The sequence below is a fragment of the Mesorhizobium sp. B2-7-3 genome (assembly GCF_006440715.1).
In the GTDB taxonomy this organism is placed as follows: Bacteria; Pseudomonadota; Alphaproteobacteria; order Rhizobiales; family Rhizobiaceae; genus Mesorhizobium; species Mesorhizobium australicum.
On record NZ_VFTY01000004.1, the window covers coordinates 454,756 to 470,542 of the forward strand.

Genomic DNA, 15,787 nt, shown 5'->3' on the forward strand with positions numbered 1-15,787 from the left:
AAATGCCCCGAGGCTTTCGAAAAGCAAAGTGCGATCGCCTACAGCTTGCCGTTGCGCTGCTGGACCATCATGAAGGTGTCGTAATTGTATTCGGCCACCTGCGCCCAGAGATAGTGCTCCTTGCGGAAGCCCTTGATCGATTCCCAGATCTTCTTGAACGGCGCGTTCGAGGCTTCCATTTCGGCGTAGACTTCGTTGGCCTTCTCGAAGCAGGCGGCCATGATCTCCTGGCTGAATGGGCGCAGTTTGGCGCCGCCGGCCACCAGTCGCTTCACCGCCGGAGGGTTCACATAGTCGTATTTCTGCAGCATGTTGGCGTCCGCGGCCTGGGCGCACGTCCGCAGCAGCGACTTGTAGGTCGGCGAAAGCTCGTCGTATTTCGCCTTGTTGAACATCAGGTGGACGGTCGGGCCGCCTTCCCACCAGCCGGGATAGTAATAATAGGGCGCGACCTTGTAGAAGCCGAGCTTCTCGTCGTCATAGGGGCCGACCCATTCGGCGGCGTCGATGGTGCCTTTTTCCAGCGCCGGGTAGATGTCGCCGCCGGCGATCTGCTGCGGCACCACGCCGAGCTTCTGCACCACTTTGCCGGCAAAGCCGCCAATGCGCATCTTGAGGCCGGAGAGGTCGGCGACGGTGTTGATCTCCTTGCGGAACCAGCCGCCCATCTGCACGCCGGTGTTGCCGCCCGGCAGGCCGAACAGACCTTGCGTGGCGAGAAACTCATTGAACAGATCGATGCCGCCGCCATGGTAGTGCCATGCATTCATGCCGCGCGCGTTGAGCGAAAAGGGCACCGCCGCACCCAGCGCCCATGTCGGGTCCTTGCCCCAGTAATAATATGCCACCGTGTGGCAGGCCTCGACCGTGCCGGCCGTGGTGGCGTCGGCGGCCTGCAGGCCGGGAACAAGCTCGCCCGCGGCAAAGACCTGGATCTGGAAATTGCCGTCGGTGGCTTCCGACAGCATCTTGGAGAACACTTCGGCCCCGCCATAGATGGTGTCGAGCGACTTCGGGAAGGACGACGCCAATCGCCATGTCACCTTGGGGTTGGACTGGGCGATTGCCGGTGCGGCGAGCGTGGCCGCCGCCGCGGCTGCGCCGACGCCGGTGACGCCGGCCTTGCGGATAAATGAACGACGATCCATGCAGTTCCTCCCTTTTGGACCAACAAACCGACGTTCGGGAAATCCTCGGCTCCCGCATCGGTTCGCTCGAAACAATACACGGGCAAGGAGTCGAGTCCAGCACGCCGGCCGGATTTGATGGCGAAGCCATGCGACCCTGCAACTATAGTCTAACAGGCGGTTTCGTGGCCCATGCGACAAGCCGAGACTTGGCTGGAAAAATGCCCGGGGATCGCTTATTTAAAGGCAGGACATCCCTTGCCAGATGGAAGACAGACCCAAAATGCAGCAGCCGCTCGTCGCCATATCGACCGACGTCCGTCAGTTCGACAACTACACCTGGCATGCCGCCCCCCAACAATATCTGGAAGCAGCAATCGTAGGTGCCGGCGTTTTCCCACTGCTCGTGCCATCGTTCGGCGACCGGCTGGACTTCGACGAACTTCTGTCGTCGGTCGACGGCGTCATGCTGACGGGCTCGAAATCCAACGTCGACCCCTCGCTCTATGGCGGCGATGCCAGCGAAGCGAACGGCCCTTATGACACCGCGCGCGACGCTACGACGCTGCCGCTGATCCGCAAGGCGATCGAGCGCGGCGTGCCGCTGCTTGCCATCTGCCGCGGCATCCAGGAATTGAACGTGGCGCTCGGCGGCACACTGGGGACCGAGATCCAGGAGCGCGAGGGGTCGCTGGACCACCGTGCGGCGGTGAGCGACAAACAGGATGAGCGCTTCGCCATTCACCAGACCATTTCGATCAAGCCAGGCAGTTGCCTGGCAGGCGTGTTCGGCGCCGGCGACATCAAGGTCAATTCCTTGCATCGCCAGGCGATTGACCGACTGGGATCGAAGCTCGAGATCGAGGCTGTCGCCACCGACGGCACGGTCGAAGCGGTTTCAGTCAAGGGTGCCCGCGCCTTCGCCGTCGGCGTCCAGTGGCATCCCGAATACTGGGTCAAGTCGGACAGCAATTCCGCCAAGATTTTTCGCGCTTTCGGCGATGCGGTGCGCCTGCATGCCGCCGCGAAAGCCGGCGCGCGGGCGGCGGCGGAGTAGTCAGTCTCTAGGTTTCAAGCCACCGTCTGATGCCAGCGACAGCAACGGCAGGGCCGGCGCGTAGGATTCGTAGCCATCGCCATCAGCCACGGCAAAGGTGACGATCGGATCGATGCCGTTGGCGCTGAAGGCAACGGTTCCGTCGTTTTGCTCGCGCCAGAATTTAGCCCGCTCGAGGCCCGGCAGGAGCCGTCGGCAATTCGGCGCCACCGTCAGCAGCGACAGGCCATCCGAGACCGAGGCGCCGCGCGTGACCGCGCATGCGCCTTCGTTGCCGTTGGCAATCAGTCTGTAGGCATTGGAAGGCGTGGCCTCATTGGCAATGCTTTCCCCGCTGCCGTCATGAAACAGCTGAACGCCGCCAAACAGCGCGGCGGCACCGGTCAATGCGAAAAGCGTTTTCATCATTCCTCATCCAGCACACAGGATGAAGAATGGTTTCAAAGGGTTAAGCGGACGTTAATAAATATGGCAGTGCCACCGCTCAGAGGCGAGCCTTCACATGCGCCGTCTCGGGCACTGGTGTCAGCGGCCTGCGGTCGCTGAACCACGACACCAGATTGTCGACGCATAGATCGGCCATGGCGCGGCGTGTGTGCTCCGAGGCCGAGCCGACATGCGGCAACAGAGAGGCGTTTGGTAAGTCGAGCAACGCCTTGGGGACATTCGGCTCGTCGGCGAAGACATCGAGCCCGGCGGCGGCGATGGTGCCGTCGGCGAGAGCGGCCGCAAGCGCCGCCTCGTCGACGGTGCTGCCGCGGCCGATGTTGACGAAGACGCCGTTCGCGCCGAGCGCCGACAGGATCTCGGCATTGACCGCTTTCTGTGTCGAAGCACCGCCGGGCGCCACCGAAATCAGCGTGTCGACTGCCTCGGCCAAGCCCTTCAGCGTGTCGTGGTATTGATAGGACAGGCCTTCGACCCGGCGTCGGTTGTGATAGGCGATCGGCAGGCCGAAGGCCTCCAGCCGCCGTGCAATGGCTTGTCCGATGCGGCCCATGCCGAAAATACCGACGCGGCGCGCGCGCAAGGTCAGCCGGCTCAGCGGATAGTTGCCCTTCTTCGCCCAGCTGCCGTCACGCAGCCAGGTTTCGGCACGCGGCAGATCGCGCACCGTGTTGATCAGCAGCCCGATCGCGGTGTCGGCGACCTCTTCGGTCAGCACGTCGGGCGTGTTGGTGACCATGATGTTCTTCGCCGCCGCATGGCCGACATCGACCGAATCGTAGCCGACGCCGAACGAGGCTATGAGTTCGAGCTTCGGCAACGCATCGATCATCGCCGCACTGATGCCGGCAAAGGATGCGATGCCACGCACCGCGCGGCGCATCTCGTCGGTGACCAGCGCGGGATCGGCGCGCTCGATGCCGATGCGATTGAACGTCCGGTCGATACGCGCGACGGCGTGGTCGCTGAAATCGGCCGGCACCAGAATGGCAACGGCTCCCAATTGTTCGGCCTTGGTCATGCACGCTCCACCGGCTTGCCGGTCGACTGGCGCACATGCAGTTCCGGCTTGATCAATTCCTGCGAGGGCCGCACCGTCTGCCCGTTGAGCTTGTCGAGCAGCGCACTGGCGGCGCGGCGGCCGACCTCGCGCTGGCCGTTCCAGACGGTGGTCAGCGCCGGCGTGGCTATCGCCGCCTCTTCGAGGTCATCATAGCCGGTGACGGAGATGTCGACGCCCGGCACAAGGCCGGCACGCGCAATGCCGTTCATCAGGCCGATGGCGACGAGGTCGTTCCAGCAGCAGGCCGCGGTAGGCCTGTCCTTCAGCGCCAGAAACTGCCCGGCGGCCTCGAAACCGGCCTGCTTGGTGCGCGGGCCTGATATGCGCCAGGATGGCCTGACTTCAAGCCCGGCTGCCTCCATGGCGTTCACATAGCCCTGATAGCGATCGCGGCCGGTCGAGGTCTGGTCGGTGCCGCCGATCATGGCGATGCGCTTGTGGCCAAGCGAGATCAGATGGTTGGTGGCGAGGCCCGTGCCATAGGCATCGTCGCCGCGAAACACCGGCACGTCGGCGCCCTCGACGGTGCGTGCGATCAGCACCGCCGGCAGCCCATTCTCCTCGGCCATGACGATATCGGACGCCGGCGTGCCGATAGCCGGCGACATGATGACGCCATCGGCGCCGAGCTGCAGCAATGTATCGATGAAGGTGCGCTGTTTTTCGAGCTGATCGTAGTGATTGGACAGGATGAAGGTCTGTCGGCTGCGGTCGAGCTCACTCTCGATCGAGCGCAGAATCTCGGCGAAGAACGGGTTCATGATGTCGTGGACGACGACACCGACAATGCCCGAGCGCGAGGTGCGCAGGCTGGCGGCGCGGCGGTTGTAGATATAGCCGATGGCGCGCGCATGTTCCTTGATGCGGTCGCGCGTCGAGCCGGCAACCAGCGGGCTGTCGCGCAGTGCCAAGGATACGGTGGCCGTGGACACGCCGAGCGCATCCGCGATCGTCGACAGCTTGATCTTCTGTGCCAGCCTTTCGCTCCCCGTCGTTTTTTTAAACTGTTTAAGGGCGGCCTTATGCCATCGATCCGGGCCAAATCAAAGTTTTTTTGCCAGCGCCTCGGCCTCGACATCCGAGGCCGCACGGCTGCGCAGCCTGAGCCGATGTTCGCGATGGACGATGTAGAGGCCGCTGGCGACGATGATGGCGGCGCCGACCAGCGTCCAGCGGTCGGGGAACTGCTTGAAGACAAGCCAGCCCGAAATGATCATCCACACCATTTGCGAATAGGGATATGGCGCGAGCGCTGTGGTCGTCGCCAGCCGATAGGCCTGGACCAGCAACCAGTGGCCGACACCGCCGAACACGCCAAGCATGAGCAGCACGGACCAGTGCCAGCCATCATGCGGCAGGGAAAATGAAAACGGCAGCAAGGGCAGCAGCAGGACCGTCGGCGCCAACGCCGAGAACAAGATCAGGCTCTCCGGAGTCTCGGTCGCCGACATGCGGCGCGTCATGATGACATAGAAGCAGTTCGACAGCATCGAGCCGAGCGCGAAGAGATGTCCGATGCCGAAAACGCCGACACCGGGCCGCGTGATGATCAGGACCCCGGCGAAAGCGGCCAGGATAGCCAGCCAGCGCCGCCATCCGGCCCATTCGCCGAGCAGCGGCCCGGCAAGGGCGGTGATCACCATCGGCCCGAAGAAATAGATCGACGTCGTCTCGGCCAGTTGCAGGGAGCGCAGCGCCAGGACATTGAACATGGTCGAGCCGAACAGGAACGCGCCGCGCATCACATGCGCCGGCAGGTTGACCGGCCGAAATCGCCTCGGTTCGCGCCAGCCACGCAGCAGCGCTCCAACCAGCACGACATGCACGGCAAAGCGCACCCAGGCGACGATCAGGACGGAGACGCCGGCCAGGACGAGATATTTGCTGCTGGTGTCGAGGAAGGTGAAGAAGACATAGGTGGTCAGCATGCACAGGATCGCCACCGGCGGCGTCGCGCTTTCGACATGTCTTTGGGAAGGATTCACGTGCAGGCCGGGGAAAAGCTGGACTGGAACCCCACCTTTGCGGGAATTGCGGCTTGCCGGCAAGCCAATTGTCGCCCGCAGCCGCGCCTAAGCTCGCTGGTACAACAACAGTCGGCGTCAGGCTTAGCCTTCGGGCGCTACGCGTGCATGCGGGCGCCCTTGGTTATCTTGTCGACCACCTTCTTCTCGGCACGCAGCGCTATGCCGACCACCTTGGCATCTTCGGGCGCGAATTCGGCAAAGACGGCGCGGTTGGCGGCATCGAAGCCGGTCGAGAACATTTCCTCGACATAGAGCGAGGTGGTGACGCCGCGTTCCAGCGCACGCCGATGGATCGCACTCATCGTTGCCTGGTCGGCCGAGAGCACGATGACCGGCTGGATCGACAGGGGATTGTAGAGATTGCCGGTGCGGTCGCGATAGGGCTCGCCGATGATGTCGGGGAATTGCGCGACAATGCCGCTGGTCAGGAAGGCGGTGACGTTGAGTTTCTGCCAGACGGCCAGGTCTTGCCGCAGTACGATTGCAAATTTCGTATCGAACATGAGAAAACAAGCCATTCAAAGTTAGGCCCCGTGTAACGAGGCTGAAGGAGACGATGTCGTTCGATCTAGACCGCCAGGCCTTCGAGGGTCTTGGACGTTTGTGCGCGGATGCCGCTGAAAACTGCATCATCTCCGCTCGCGACCCCGTGGGGATGGAGCGCATCGAGGCGCGGTTTCACGGCAGCGCCTTCGATCCGCATCGCCACGACACCTACGCGATCGGGGTGACGCTGCGCGGCGTGCAGACCTTCCGCTATCGCGGCGCGGCACGGCTGAGCCTGCCCGGCCAGGTCATCGTGCTGCATCCGGACGAGTTGCACGATGGCGGCGCCGGCACGGAAGAAGGCCTGCGCTACAGGATGCTCTATCTTGAGCCGTCACTGATGCTCGACTGTCTCGGCGGCACGGCGCTGCCCTTCGTCAGGGACGGCGTGGTGACGGACGAGGCCTTCTGCGCGACCCTGCTGTCGGCGCTCGGGCCGTTGGAGCAGGAACTCGACGAGCTGTTCGTCGACGACTTCCTGGCGCGACTGATGCAAAGTCTGAACCGGCATGCCGGCAAGCCGGCAAAGCCAATAGCCGGGACGGCGTGGCGGGCGGCGACACTGGCGGGTGAGTATCTCACGGAAAACCTCGACCGGCCTGTGCGTTCGGGTGAGTTGGAAGCCGTCACGGGTCTCGACCGCTATGCCCTGTCGAGACATTTCCGCGCGGCCTTCTCGACCAGCCCGCATCGCTTCCTGGTAATGCGCCGGCTTCAGCGCGCGCGCAGGATGATCGCCGCCGGCGTGCCCTTGGCACAGATCGCGATCGAGGCCGGCTTCAGCGACCAGAGCCACTTCAACAGGCAATTCAAGAAAGCGTTCGGCATGACGCCGGGCCGTTGGTCGTCCTTGATCCACGGAAATACCGCGGCAGCCTGACGGCCGGAGAGATCAGTCATCCGACTCGGCGTCGTCATCGATCAGCACCAACTCCTCGTTGGAGAGGTTGGCCTCGATGCAGGCGAGCAGCTTGAACAGAGCCTTCTGGTCCTTCTTATCGAGACCCTTAAGCGCCTGCTTTTCGGTCTTCTTCACCGACTTCTCAATGGCGCGGATGGTTTCACGGCCGGTATCGGTGAGGAAGATATGGGCCTGGCGGGCATCGGAGTCCGACGCGCGTTTCTCCAGAAAACCCTGCGCCTGCAGCCGGTTGATGGTCTTGGTGATGGTCGGCGGACGCACGCCGAGACGCCCGGCGAGATTGCCCGGCGTCTGGCCGTCCTCACGGTCCAGCGCCAGCATGATCTGGTCCTGGCCGGCGTAAAAGCCATGCGCCAGGAGCCGTGCCGCCAGCGCGGTCCTTGCCAGCCTTGCCGCTGAATGCAGCCGGCTCATCGTTGCAGTCTTGTCCGCCTTGGCCATGGTCATCCCTCTTCGGCCGTACCGGTGCGCACAGCATAGACGCAGCCGGCCGGTTGGCAATCGACGATCGAAAAAGATTCCGGCATCCGAAACAGCTTTGCCGGCAAGCATTTGCGGTGTCCGCCGTGGTGATGCCAGATGTTTATTTCAGTTAGATGACAAACGAGTTTCGGGTGAAGGGAATTCGGAGCGACCGCTGCGTGAATGCGATCCGACGACCGGACAGCCCTGGCAAGAGGCCCGTTGATCATTCCGCCGCCGGGGACGGCGGCCGCTTCCGCGGCCATGATGGCGGGACAATCCCGGTCGGCAGCTTTGGCCCATGGTTTGCCCCGTGCAAAAGCCCGGCGCACATCCTATATGGAACCGACAATCCCTTTTCGCGGCCTGAATTTCAGGGCCTAGTCATTTCGAGGCAAGCCATGAGCGAAGCGCAGACACAGATCCCCGTAACCGTCCTCACCGGCTATCTCGGCGCCGGCAAGACGACGCTGCTCAACCGCATCCTGTCGGAAAACCACGGCAGGCGCTACGCCGTCATCGTCAACGAATTCGGCGAGATCGGCATCGACAACGACCTGATCGTGGAATCAGACGAGGAGATCTATGAGATGAACAATGGCTGCGTCTGCTGCACGGTGCGCGGCGACCTGATCCGCGTCGTCGAGGGCCTGATGCGGCGGCCCGGCCGCTTCGACGCCATCGTCGTCGAGACCACCGGTCTCGCCGATCCTGTGCCGGTGGCGCAGACCTTCTTCATGGACGACGACGTGCGCTCCAAGACCAAGCTCGATGCCGTGGTGGCCCTGGTCGACGCCAAGCACCTGCCGCTCAGGCTCAAGGATTCCAAGGAAGCCGAGGACCAGATCGCCTTCGCCGACGTCGTCGTGCTCAACAAGACCGACCTCGTCACCCCGGAAGAACTCGCCAAGGTCGAGGCGACGATCCGCGCCATCAACCCGGCCGCCAAAATTCACCGCACGACGCGCGCCGGCGTCGCCCTGTCGGAAGTGCTCGACCGTGGCGCCTTCGACCTGTCCAGGGCGCTGGAGAACGATCCGCATTTCCTCGAAGCGCATGATGAACACGATCACCACGATCATGATCACCACGACCACGATGGGCACGACCACCACCATCACGCTCATCCGTCCGACATCCATGATGTGACGGTGCAGTCGGTGTCACTGCGCGGCGGCGAGATGGACCCGAAGAAATTCTTCCCGTGGATCGAGAAGGTCACCCAGATGGAAGGCCCCAACATCCTGCGGCTGAAAGGCATCATCGCGCTCAAGGGCGATGACGAGCGCTATGTCATCCAAGGCGTGCACATGATCATCGAGGGCGACCACCAGCGCGCCTGGAAGGACGGCGAAAAGCACGAAAGCCGGCTGGTGTTCATCGGCCGCGAACTCGACGCTGAACGGCTGAAGAAGAGCTTTGACGCCTGCCAGGCCTAGGTTCAGCCACACGATTCAAAGCTTGAATTGTGCGATACGTACACATATCATGTGTACGTATCGCGATGAGGAATGACCATGCCTAGACCTGCGGACAACAAGACCGAGCGCTACCAAATCCGCATTCCCCCTTCGGAGAAGGCGATGATCGCGCGCGCCGCTGCGCTCTCGCACAAAGACATGGCAGACTTCATCCTCGATAAGATCGTGCCTGCGGCGCAGGCGGTGATTGATGCGGCTGAAGTGACGAAGGTGTCCGACCGCGACTTTAAGCGCATCCTGGACCTGCTGGAACACCCGCCAAAACCCAACGCCAGGCTCAAGGCGGCGATTGCGGCCTTGCCGGACACTTTGTGACTCTTCCGTCCTGGCACGAGGAGCCAATAGCAAAACGCCACGATCGAGCGTCCTTCGGATTGTGGCGACCTGCAGATGAACGAATTTCTGCAGCGGTTCGCGCGACAGAGTCATGATCAGAATGCGGCCAAGACCTTCTGCGCGGCGATACAGCTTCGGAACGTGTACTCGGTTTTTATACGATCGCGCCGTCCGCCGTCGCTCATGAAGCCGTTCCCGCAGCCCTGACGAGAGGCTTGGCACGACACGAAGTTTCCGGCTTCAAGCTTGGCCGTCTTGCCACCGATCGCACCGTCGCCAGGCAAGGCCTCGGAGGTCAGTTGCTTGCCGCGGCGGCATTGCGCTGCCTGCGGCTTGCGGGAGAAGGGGGCGGCATTCTGCTCATCATCGACGCCAAGAGCGAGCGGGCGGCAAAGTGGTATGCAAGCTACGGCGCCGAGCGTCTCACAGGATCGGATTTGACTCTGGTGATGCCGTTGGCAGCATTCGCTGCGGATCTACGAGCCAAGGGGCTGCTTTGACGCCTGCCCCTTCATCACTTGCCAATCCCGATGGTTGTCGGAACCGCAAACGTCGAGTAAGCCGCCTCTACAATTCTAATCCAGTCGAACAAAGATAACCCATGCCCACAGTTGCCCCGCTTGATCTCGAAGGCCATTGCGTCGCCGCCGTCTTCCTCGGCGACGTGCCGCATTTCGCGCTGGCCGATGGTGCTGTCCATCGGCTCGACAATGGCAACAAGACGGTGCAGGCCAATGACGGGCTGCTTGCCGCCTTCCATGACGCGGCCAACGACCGGCTGATCACCGGCGGCGAGGACGGCAAGGTTTTTGCCGTGAAAGCCGGCGGCGAGACCCAGGAGGTGGCGAACGCGGGAAAAAAATGGATCACCAGCGTTGCCGCCGGGCCGCAAGGAGCCATCGCCTATGCCACGGGCAAGACCGCCTTCGTGCGCTTCGCCGATGGCAAGACCCGGGAATTTGCCCATCCGCGCTCGGTCGAGGGGCTGGCCTTCTCGCCCAAGGGCATGCGCTTCGGCGTCGCCCGCTACAATGGCGCGACGCTGCATTTCCCCGCCGCCGAGGGCAAGCCGGTGGAACTGGAATGGGCGGGCGCGCACACCGGCATCACCTTCTCGCCGGACGGCGCCTTTCTGGTCACCACCATGCAGGAAAACGCCCTGCATGGCTGGAAGCTGGCCGACGGCAAGCACATGCGCATGAGCGGCTATCCCGGCAAGGTCAAGAGCCTGTCATGGAGCGTGAAAGGCAAGTGGCTGGCCAGTTCCGGCGCGCCGGCGGCGATCGTCTGGCCGTTTTCGGGCAAGGACGGCCCGATGGGCAAGGCGCCGCTGGAGCTCGGCACGCGCGGCAATGCCATGGTGACGGCGGTCGCCTGCCATCCGAGCCAGGACGTCGTCGCAGTCGGTTACGACGACGGCATGGTGATGGCCGTGCGCTTTTCCGACGCCAAGGAAGTGCTTTTGCGGCGACCGGGCAAGGGCGCCATCACCGCGATGATGTGGGACGGGGAAGAACGCCGCGTCGCCTTCGGCAGCGCCGCCGGCGACTGTGGCGTCATCGACATCACGGCCTAGCCGGGATGGCCGATCACTCGGCCCCGCAGGAGACCTTGCCGGTCAGATCGACGGGCTTGCCGTCGCTTTCCTTGTCGGCCGTGCTGTCATAGACAGCGAGCTTGTAATGCCCGTCATAGACGCCCTCGTCGCTGGCCCTGGTCAGGATCGTTAATTCGACCGAACTGTAGATCTTGGCGACCTGCTGCTCGTGGTAGATGTTTAGCCGCAGTTCCTTGTCGTCGAGCCAATACTGGGTGAGGTTCGCATCCTCTAACACCGTCTTGCGCAATGGATCACCCGTGGGCCTTGCCTTGATTTCGAGGTCGCCGCGGAAATTGAAAGTCGGGCCGCCCATGCCCGTGGTGACGCCGGCATCAACCTGGAATTTGACCTGTGAATCATCGACGGTGCACCAGATACCGCCGGTCGCGAACGCCGTACCGGCCGACAGGAAGAGCATGGTCACGCAGATGATCGTCCGCATTCTTTCCCCCGCTTGTCGTTGCCGACAGCATTGGCGCCGACTTCGCAAGCGGGGTCAAGCGCCCGCCGCAGGCGACTGAGCCAACGCAGAACGGACGCACGGCCAATTGCCGTTGCGGAGGTGGATTGGGTAAGTAGGAATGAGCCAGAGGGATTTTCATGCACGGCAGCGATAGTTCAAAGACCATCGGCGGGATCAGCCGCGACCGCATCGCGCAATTGCGCGAGACGGAAGGGGCAGCCTTTCGCGAGGCGCGGCCGAGATCACAAACCAAGGTCGGCAACGGCCTGCCCGGCTTCTTCGGCGGCGTGCCGATGCACTGGATGAACGATTGGCCGACACCGTTTCCGATCCTGGTCGACAGCGCCCGAGGCGCCACGATCACCGACATGGACGGCAACAAGCTCGACGATTTCTGCCTTGGCGACACCGGTTCGATGTTTGGCCACTCGCCTCCACCGGTGGCGCGCGCCATTCGCCGCCAGGCCGGGCGCGGCCTGACCTATATGCTGCCTTCCGAGGATGCGCTGGCCATCGGGCCGCTGCTGCAGCAGCGCTTCGGCCTGCCGTTCTGGCAGATCGCGACCACGGCGACCGACGCCAATCGCTTTGCGCTGCGCGTCGCCCGCGCCGTCACCTCCAGGGAGAAGATCCTGGTCTTCAACGGCTGCTATCACGGCTCGGTGGACGAGACGATGGTGCGGCTGATCAACGGCAAGCCCGTCAACCGGCCGGGACTGGCGGGCGAATTCCGCGACCTGACCCGCACGGCCAAGGTCATCGAATTCAACGATGTCGCCGCTCTCGAGGCCGCATTGAAGGACAGGGACGTTGCCTGCGTCATCGCCGAGCCGGTGCTGACCAATTCCTGCATGGTACTTGCCGACCCTGGCTACCATGATGCGCTGCGAAAATTGACGCGTGAAGCCGGCACCCTGCTCTTGATCGACGAGACGCATACGATCTCGACCGGTCCTGGTGGTTACACCAGTAAATATGGGCTGGAGCCCGACTTGTTCGTGCTGGGCAAGCCGATTGCCGGCGGCGTTCCGGCGAGCGTCTGGGGCATGAGCGAGGAGGTCGCCTCGCGCTATGCCGACTATAACAGGACGAAAGAGCCGGGATATTCCGGCATGGGCACGACGCTGTCGGCCAACCCGCTGCAGTTCGCCGCCATGCGCGCCACGCTCGAGGAGGTGATGACGCAGGAGAATTATGACCGCATGGATCATCTGGCGCGGCGGCTCGATGCCGGGCTGACCGGCGTGATCGATCGTTACAATCTGCCCTGGCATGTCTCCCGCGTCGGGGCACGCGTCGAGTTCATCTGCGCGCCCGGCCCGCTGCGCAATGGTGCCGAGGCGGAAATTGCGCATGCGCCGGAACTGGAGGCTGCCATCCATGTCGCATTGGTCAATCGCGGCGTGCTGATCGCACCGTTCCACAACATGATGCTGATCTCGCCGGCAACGTCAGGCACCCAGGTCAACCGGCTGATCGCCGCGTTCGGCGTGGTTGCGGCAAAGCTTGCGGCGTGAGACAAGCGCCCAAGCCAAATTTGAGTGCGATCATGACCTCACCTTCGGGCTCGACGCCCACCGAGGCGCAAGCCTTCCTCGACGCCCATCCCGAGATCGAGGCCTTCGATATCGTGCTGACCGACGCCAACGGTGTGGGGCGCGGCAAGATCGTGCGCAGGCATGAGCTGAAAAGCATTTTCGAGGGCGGCCGGCATATGCCGATCTCCATTCTCGGCCTCGACATCACCGGCGAGGATGTGCACGAAACCGGGCTGATCTGGGACAGCGGCGACGGCGACCTGAGGGCCTGGCCGATTCCGGGCACGCTGGTGCCGCTTTACGGCACGAAGCCACCGCGCGGCCAACTGCTGATGGCGATGTATCATCTGGACGGCCAGCCAATGTCGTCGGATCCGCGGCTGGCGCTTGCCCGGCAGGTCGGCATATTGGCGGCCAAGGGACTCTATCCCGCCGGTGCCTTCGAGCTCGAGTTTTTTCTGCTGGCCAATGAGCGCGACGCCGACGGCAAGGTGCAGCCGGCGCGCGCGGTGCTCGATGGCCGCGTCTCGGGCAAGACCGAAGTTTATTCAGTCGACCATCTGCACGGCATGGAGCCGTTGTTCTCCGACATCTACGCCGCCGCCAAGGTGCAAGGCATTCCGGCCGAGACGGTGATTTCCGAATATGCGCCCGGCCAGTACGAACTGACGCTGAATTACCGCAAGGACGTGATGCGGGCGGCCGACGATCTGGTCATGCTGAAGCGGCTGGTGCGGGCGCAGGCGCGCCGCAATGGTGTCACCGCCTGCTTCATGGCCAAGCCGATCGAGAAATATGCCGGCTCCGGTATGCATTTCCATGTCTCGCTGCAGGACAAGGACGGCCGAAACGTCTTTGCGGAAGCCGCCGGCGAGAGCTGGTCGCTGCCGCTGCTGCGTGGCCTCGGCGGGCTGATCCAGACCATGGCGGAATCAATGCTGGTGTTTGCGCCGCATGCCAATTCCTGGCGGCGCTTCGTCTCGCAATCCTATGCGCCGGTGGCGCCGAGCTGGGGCGTCAACAACCGCTCGGTGGCGTTGCGCGTGCCGGCCGGCGATGCAAAGAACCGGCGCATCGAGCATCGTCCATCAGGCGTCGACGCCAATCCGTATCTGATTGCCGCGACGGTGCTTGCCGGCATCGTCAAGGGCCTCGACGAAGGGCTCGATCCCGGCCCCGAAACGACCGGCAATGGCTATGAAGCGGCAATCACCCGCACGACGATGCCGGCCGATTGGCGGGCCGCCATCGAAGCGGCCAAGGCGTCCAGCTTCCTGAAGGGCGCGCTCGGCGAGGACCTGCACCGCACCTTTGTGGCGATCAAGCAGTCCGAGTACCTGCGCGTGGCGCGCACAGTAAGCGAGCTGGACTATCATCTCTATCTGCACGAAGTCTGATGCGGGAGACCGGCGGCGATCACTTTTTCGCCGTCACCATCAAATGAGATGGCGCATTGGCGTATTAGAACATATCATGAACAAATGAGCGCACTCCCTGTTCGTGAGAAACTGGCAATCCTGTCCGACGCCGCCAAATACGACGCCTCCTGCGCCTCATCGGGCGCGGCGAAGAAGGATTCTTTGAAATCCGGCGGCATCGGCTCCACCGAAGGCATGGGCATCTGCCATTCCTACGCACCGGACGGCCGTTGCATCTCGCTGCTGAAAATCCTGCTGACCAATTTCTGCATCTACGACTGCAGCTATTGCATCAACCGCTCGTCCTCGAATGTGCGGCGCGCCCGCTTCGGCATCGACGAGGTGGTGAAGCTGACCATGGATTTCTACCGGCGCAATTATGTCGAAGGGCTTTTCCTGTCCTCGGGCGTCATCCGTTCGCCTGACGAGACCATGGGCGAGATGGTCGAGGTGGCGCGGCGGCTGCGGCTGGAGGAAAAATTCTCCGGCTATATCCATCTCAAAACCATCCCCGAGAGTTCGGCGGACCTGATCGAGAAGGCCGGGCTCTATGCCGACCGCCTGTCGATCAATGTCGAATTGCCCACCGACGAGGGCGTGAAGAAGCTGGCGCCGGAAAAGAGGCCGGAGACAATCCGGCTTTCCATGGCCAATTTGCGCCGGAAGATGGAGGAAAAAGCCGAGCCGACGTTGCGGACCAAAAAACGCGAACGCTTCGCCCCGGGTGGCCAGTCGACGCAGATGATCATTGGCGCGGACAACACCTCCGACGACGGCATCCTGCACGCCAGCGCCCGGCTGTATGGCAGCTACCATTTGCGGCGCGTCTATTACTCGGCCTTCAGTCCGATCCCCGATTCCTCGTCATCGCTGCCGCTCCGGAAGCCGCCGCTGATGCGCGAACACCGGCTCTACCAGGCCGACTGGCTGATGCGCTTCTACGGATTTTCGCAGCCTGAAATCCTGGCCGGCAGCAGCGATGGCATGCTCGATCTCGCCATCGATCCGAAACTTGCCTGGGCGCTGCGCAACCGGGGACGCTTCCCCGTCGACGTCAACCGCGCCGACCGCGAAGCGCTGTTGCGCGTGCCTGGCCTGGGAACCAAGGTTGTCGCGAAAATCCTCGAAACCCGCCGCTACCGGCGACTGCGGCTCGAGGATGTCGGCCGGCTCTGCCATTCGATCGCCAAGCTCAGGCCCTTCATCATCGCCGAAGGCTGGTCGCCAGGCGCGCTCACAGACAAGGCCGGACTGCGCGGCAAGATCGTGCAATCCTGCGAACAACTGGCGCTGTTTTGAC

The 15,787-nt window shown here is 63.1% G+C and carries 17 protein-coding genes and 1 pseudogene; 9 read left to right on the plus strand and 9 right to left on the minus strand.

What is annotated here, in order from left to right:
- Positions 1-38: 38 nt before the first annotated feature.
- On the minus strand, positions 39-1,148 hold the full coding sequence (locus tag FJW04_RS12305) for a TRAP transporter substrate-binding protein (protein WP_027142806.1): 1,110 nt from the start codon (positions 1,146-1,148) through the stop codon (positions 39-41).
- Between the two features lie 262 nt (positions 1,149-1,410).
- Here FJW04_RS12305 and FJW04_RS12310 point away from each other — a divergent pair, with 262 nt between their 5' ends.
- Positions 1,411-2,184, plus strand: a complete 774-nt coding sequence (locus tag FJW04_RS12310; RefSeq protein ID WP_041163249.1) for a gamma-glutamyl-gamma-aminobutyrate hydrolase family protein — start codon at positions 1,411-1,413, stop codon at positions 2,182-2,184.
- On the opposite strand, the gene FJW04_RS12315 is transcribed toward FJW04_RS12310, so the two are convergent.
- The 5 genes from FJW04_RS12315 to FJW04_RS12335 all read right to left on the minus strand — a co-directional run bounded on the left by FJW04_RS12315 (position 2,185) and on the right by FJW04_RS12335 (position 6,224).
- A complete protein-coding gene (locus FJW04_RS12315; RefSeq protein ID WP_140714348.1) occupies positions 2,185-2,592 on the minus strand; it encodes a hypothetical protein in 408 nt (135 codons plus the stop codon). It lies immediately after the preceding gene.
- A gap of 76 nt (positions 2,593-2,668) precedes the next feature.
- Complete coding sequence (locus tag FJW04_RS12320) at positions 2,669-3,652, minus strand: 2-hydroxyacid dehydrogenase (protein WP_140714349.1); 984 nt, start codon at positions 3,650-3,652, stop codon at positions 2,669-2,671.
- The gene (locus tag FJW04_RS12325; RefSeq protein WP_023772401.1) at positions 3,649-4,671 is read right to left on the minus strand and encodes a LacI family DNA-binding transcriptional regulator; all 1,023 of its coding nucleotides are present in this window, start codon (positions 4,669-4,671) and stop codon (positions 3,649-3,651) included. The genes FJW04_RS12320 and FJW04_RS12325 overlap by 4 nt, the downstream gene beginning before the upstream one ends.
- 66 nt (positions 4,672-4,737) lie before the next feature.
- A complete protein-coding gene (locus FJW04_RS12330; RefSeq protein WP_041163585.1) occupies positions 4,738-5,622 on the minus strand; it encodes a DMT family transporter in 885 nt (294 codons plus the stop codon).
- 194 nt (positions 5,623-5,816) lie between these two features.
- Complete coding sequence (locus FJW04_RS12335) at positions 5,817-6,224, minus strand: DUF2000 family protein (protein WP_140714351.1); 408 nt, start codon at positions 6,222-6,224, stop codon at positions 5,817-5,819.
- A 53-nt stretch (positions 6,225-6,277) separates the two neighbouring features.
- Here FJW04_RS12335 and FJW04_RS12340 point away from each other — a divergent pair, with 53 nt between their 5' ends.
- Entirely contained in the window at positions 6,278-7,147 is an 870-nt protein-coding gene (locus FJW04_RS12340; RefSeq protein WP_140714353.1) for an AraC family transcriptional regulator, read from the plus strand.
- Between the two features lie 12 nt (positions 7,148-7,159).
- On the opposite strand, the gene FJW04_RS12345 is transcribed toward FJW04_RS12340, so the two are convergent.
- On the minus strand, positions 7,160-7,630 hold the full coding sequence (locus FJW04_RS12345; RefSeq protein ID WP_140714355.1) for a MarR family transcriptional regulator: 471 nt from the start codon (positions 7,628-7,630) through the stop codon (positions 7,160-7,162).
- 2 nt (positions 7,631-7,632) lie between these two features.
- A complete protein-coding gene (locus FJW04_RS12350) occupies positions 7,633-7,917 on the minus strand; it encodes a hypothetical protein (protein ID WP_140714357.1) in 285 nt (94 codons plus the stop codon).
- 135 nt (positions 7,918-8,052) lie between these two features.
- Here FJW04_RS12350 and FJW04_RS12355 point away from each other — a divergent pair, with 135 nt between their 5' ends.
- From FJW04_RS12355 to FJW04_RS12370, 4 genes and pseudogenes are all read left to right on the plus strand, one after another.
- On the plus strand, positions 8,053-9,090 hold the full coding sequence (locus FJW04_RS12355) for a GTP-binding protein (protein ID WP_140615030.1): 1,038 nt from the start codon (positions 8,053-8,055) through the stop codon (positions 9,088-9,090).
- Between the two features lie 78 nt (positions 9,091-9,168).
- Positions 9,169-9,447, plus strand: a complete 279-nt coding sequence (locus tag FJW04_RS12360; RefSeq protein ID WP_015314300.1) for a DUF1778 domain-containing protein — start codon at positions 9,169-9,171, stop codon at positions 9,445-9,447.
- Positions 9,444-9,968 (plus strand): annotated as a pseudogene (locus FJW04_RS12365) (GNAT family N-acetyltransferase). The gene FJW04_RS12360 and the pseudogene FJW04_RS12365 overlap by 4 nt, the downstream one beginning before the upstream one ends.
- Before the next feature lie 101 nt (positions 9,969-10,069).
- Positions 10,070-11,044, plus strand: coding sequence for a WD40 repeat domain-containing protein (locus FJW04_RS12370; protein WP_140714359.1), 975 nt, complete (start codon positions 10,070-10,072; stop codon positions 11,042-11,044).
- Between the two features lie 13 nt (positions 11,045-11,057).
- Here FJW04_RS12370 and FJW04_RS12375 read toward each other — a convergent pair whose 3' ends face one another.
- The gene (locus FJW04_RS12375; RefSeq protein WP_140714361.1) at positions 11,058-11,510 is read right to left on the minus strand and encodes a hypothetical protein; all 453 of its coding nucleotides are present in this window, start codon (positions 11,508-11,510) and stop codon (positions 11,058-11,060) included.
- Positions 11,511-11,668: 158 nt separating this feature from the next.
- Between FJW04_RS12375 and FJW04_RS12380 the strand changes: the two genes are divergently transcribed.
- From FJW04_RS12380 to FJW04_RS12390, 3 genes are all read left to right on the plus strand, one after another.
- Complete coding sequence (locus FJW04_RS12380; protein ID WP_140714363.1) at positions 11,669-13,048, plus strand: aspartate aminotransferase family protein; 1,380 nt, start codon at positions 11,669-11,671, stop codon at positions 13,046-13,048.
- Positions 13,049-13,080: 32 nt separating this feature from the next.
- The gene (locus tag FJW04_RS12385) at positions 13,081-14,466 is read left to right on the plus strand and encodes a glutamine synthetase family protein (RefSeq protein ID WP_140714365.1); all 1,386 of its coding nucleotides are present in this window, start codon (positions 13,081-13,083) and stop codon (positions 14,464-14,466) included.
- Positions 14,467-14,550: 84 nt separating this feature from the next.
- Entirely contained in the window at positions 14,551-15,786 is a 1,236-nt protein-coding gene (locus FJW04_RS12390) for a putative DNA modification/repair radical SAM protein (RefSeq protein ID WP_140714367.1), read from the plus strand.
- The last annotated feature ends 1 nt before the right edge of the window (position 15,787 follow it).

Bases quoted from the DNA above. Each gene is read 5' to 3' on its own strand.
- FJW04_RS12305 (WP_027142806.1), bottom strand. From the start codon at position 1,148: ATGGATCGTCGTTCATTTATCCGCAAGGCCGGCGTCACCGGCGTCGGC.
- FJW04_RS12310 (WP_041163249.1), top strand. From the start codon at position 1,411: ATGCAGCAGCCGCTCGTCGCCATATCGACCGACGTCCGTCAGTTCGAC.
- FJW04_RS12315 (WP_140714348.1), bottom strand. From the start codon at position 2,592: ATGATGAAAACGCTTTTCGCATTGACCGGTGCCGCCGCGCTGTTTGGC.
- FJW04_RS12320 (WP_140714349.1), bottom strand. From the start codon at position 3,652: ATGACCAAGGCCGAACAATTGGGAGCCGTTGCCATTCTGGTGCCGGCC.
- FJW04_RS12330 (WP_041163585.1), bottom strand. From the start codon at position 5,622: ATGCTGACCACCTATGTCTTCTTCACCTTCCTCGACACCAGCAGCAAA.
- FJW04_RS12335 (WP_140714351.1), bottom strand. From the start codon at position 6,224: ATGTTCGATACGAAATTTGCAATCGTACTGCGGCAAGACCTGGCCGTC.
- FJW04_RS12340 (WP_140714353.1), top strand. From the start codon at position 6,278: ATGTCGTTCGATCTAGACCGCCAGGCCTTCGAGGGTCTTGGACGTTTG.
- FJW04_RS12345 (WP_140714355.1), bottom strand. From the start codon at position 7,630: ATGGCCAAGGCGGACAAGACTGCAACGATGAGCCGGCTGCATTCAGCG.
- FJW04_RS12350 (WP_140714357.1), bottom strand. From the start codon at position 7,917: ATGGCCGCGGAAGCGGCCGCCGTCCCCGGCGGCGGAATGATCAACGGG.
- FJW04_RS12355 (WP_140615030.1), top strand. From the start codon at position 8,053: ATGAGCGAAGCGCAGACACAGATCCCCGTAACCGTCCTCACCGGCTAT.
- FJW04_RS12360 (WP_015314300.1), top strand. From the start codon at position 9,169: ATGCCTAGACCTGCGGACAACAAGACCGAGCGCTACCAAATCCGCATT.
- FJW04_RS12370 (WP_140714359.1), top strand. From the start codon at position 10,070: ATGCCCACAGTTGCCCCGCTTGATCTCGAAGGCCATTGCGTCGCCGCC.
- FJW04_RS12375 (WP_140714361.1), bottom strand. From the start codon at position 11,510: ATGCGGACGATCATCTGCGTGACCATGCTCTTCCTGTCGGCCGGTACG.
- FJW04_RS12380 (WP_140714363.1), top strand. From the start codon at position 11,669: ATGCACGGCAGCGATAGTTCAAAGACCATCGGCGGGATCAGCCGCGAC.
- FJW04_RS12385 (WP_140714365.1), top strand. From the start codon at position 13,081: ATGACCTCACCTTCGGGCTCGACGCCCACCGAGGCGCAAGCCTTCCTC.
- FJW04_RS12390 (WP_140714367.1), top strand. From the start codon at position 14,551: ATGAGCGCACTCCCTGTTCGTGAGAAACTGGCAATCCTGTCCGACGCC.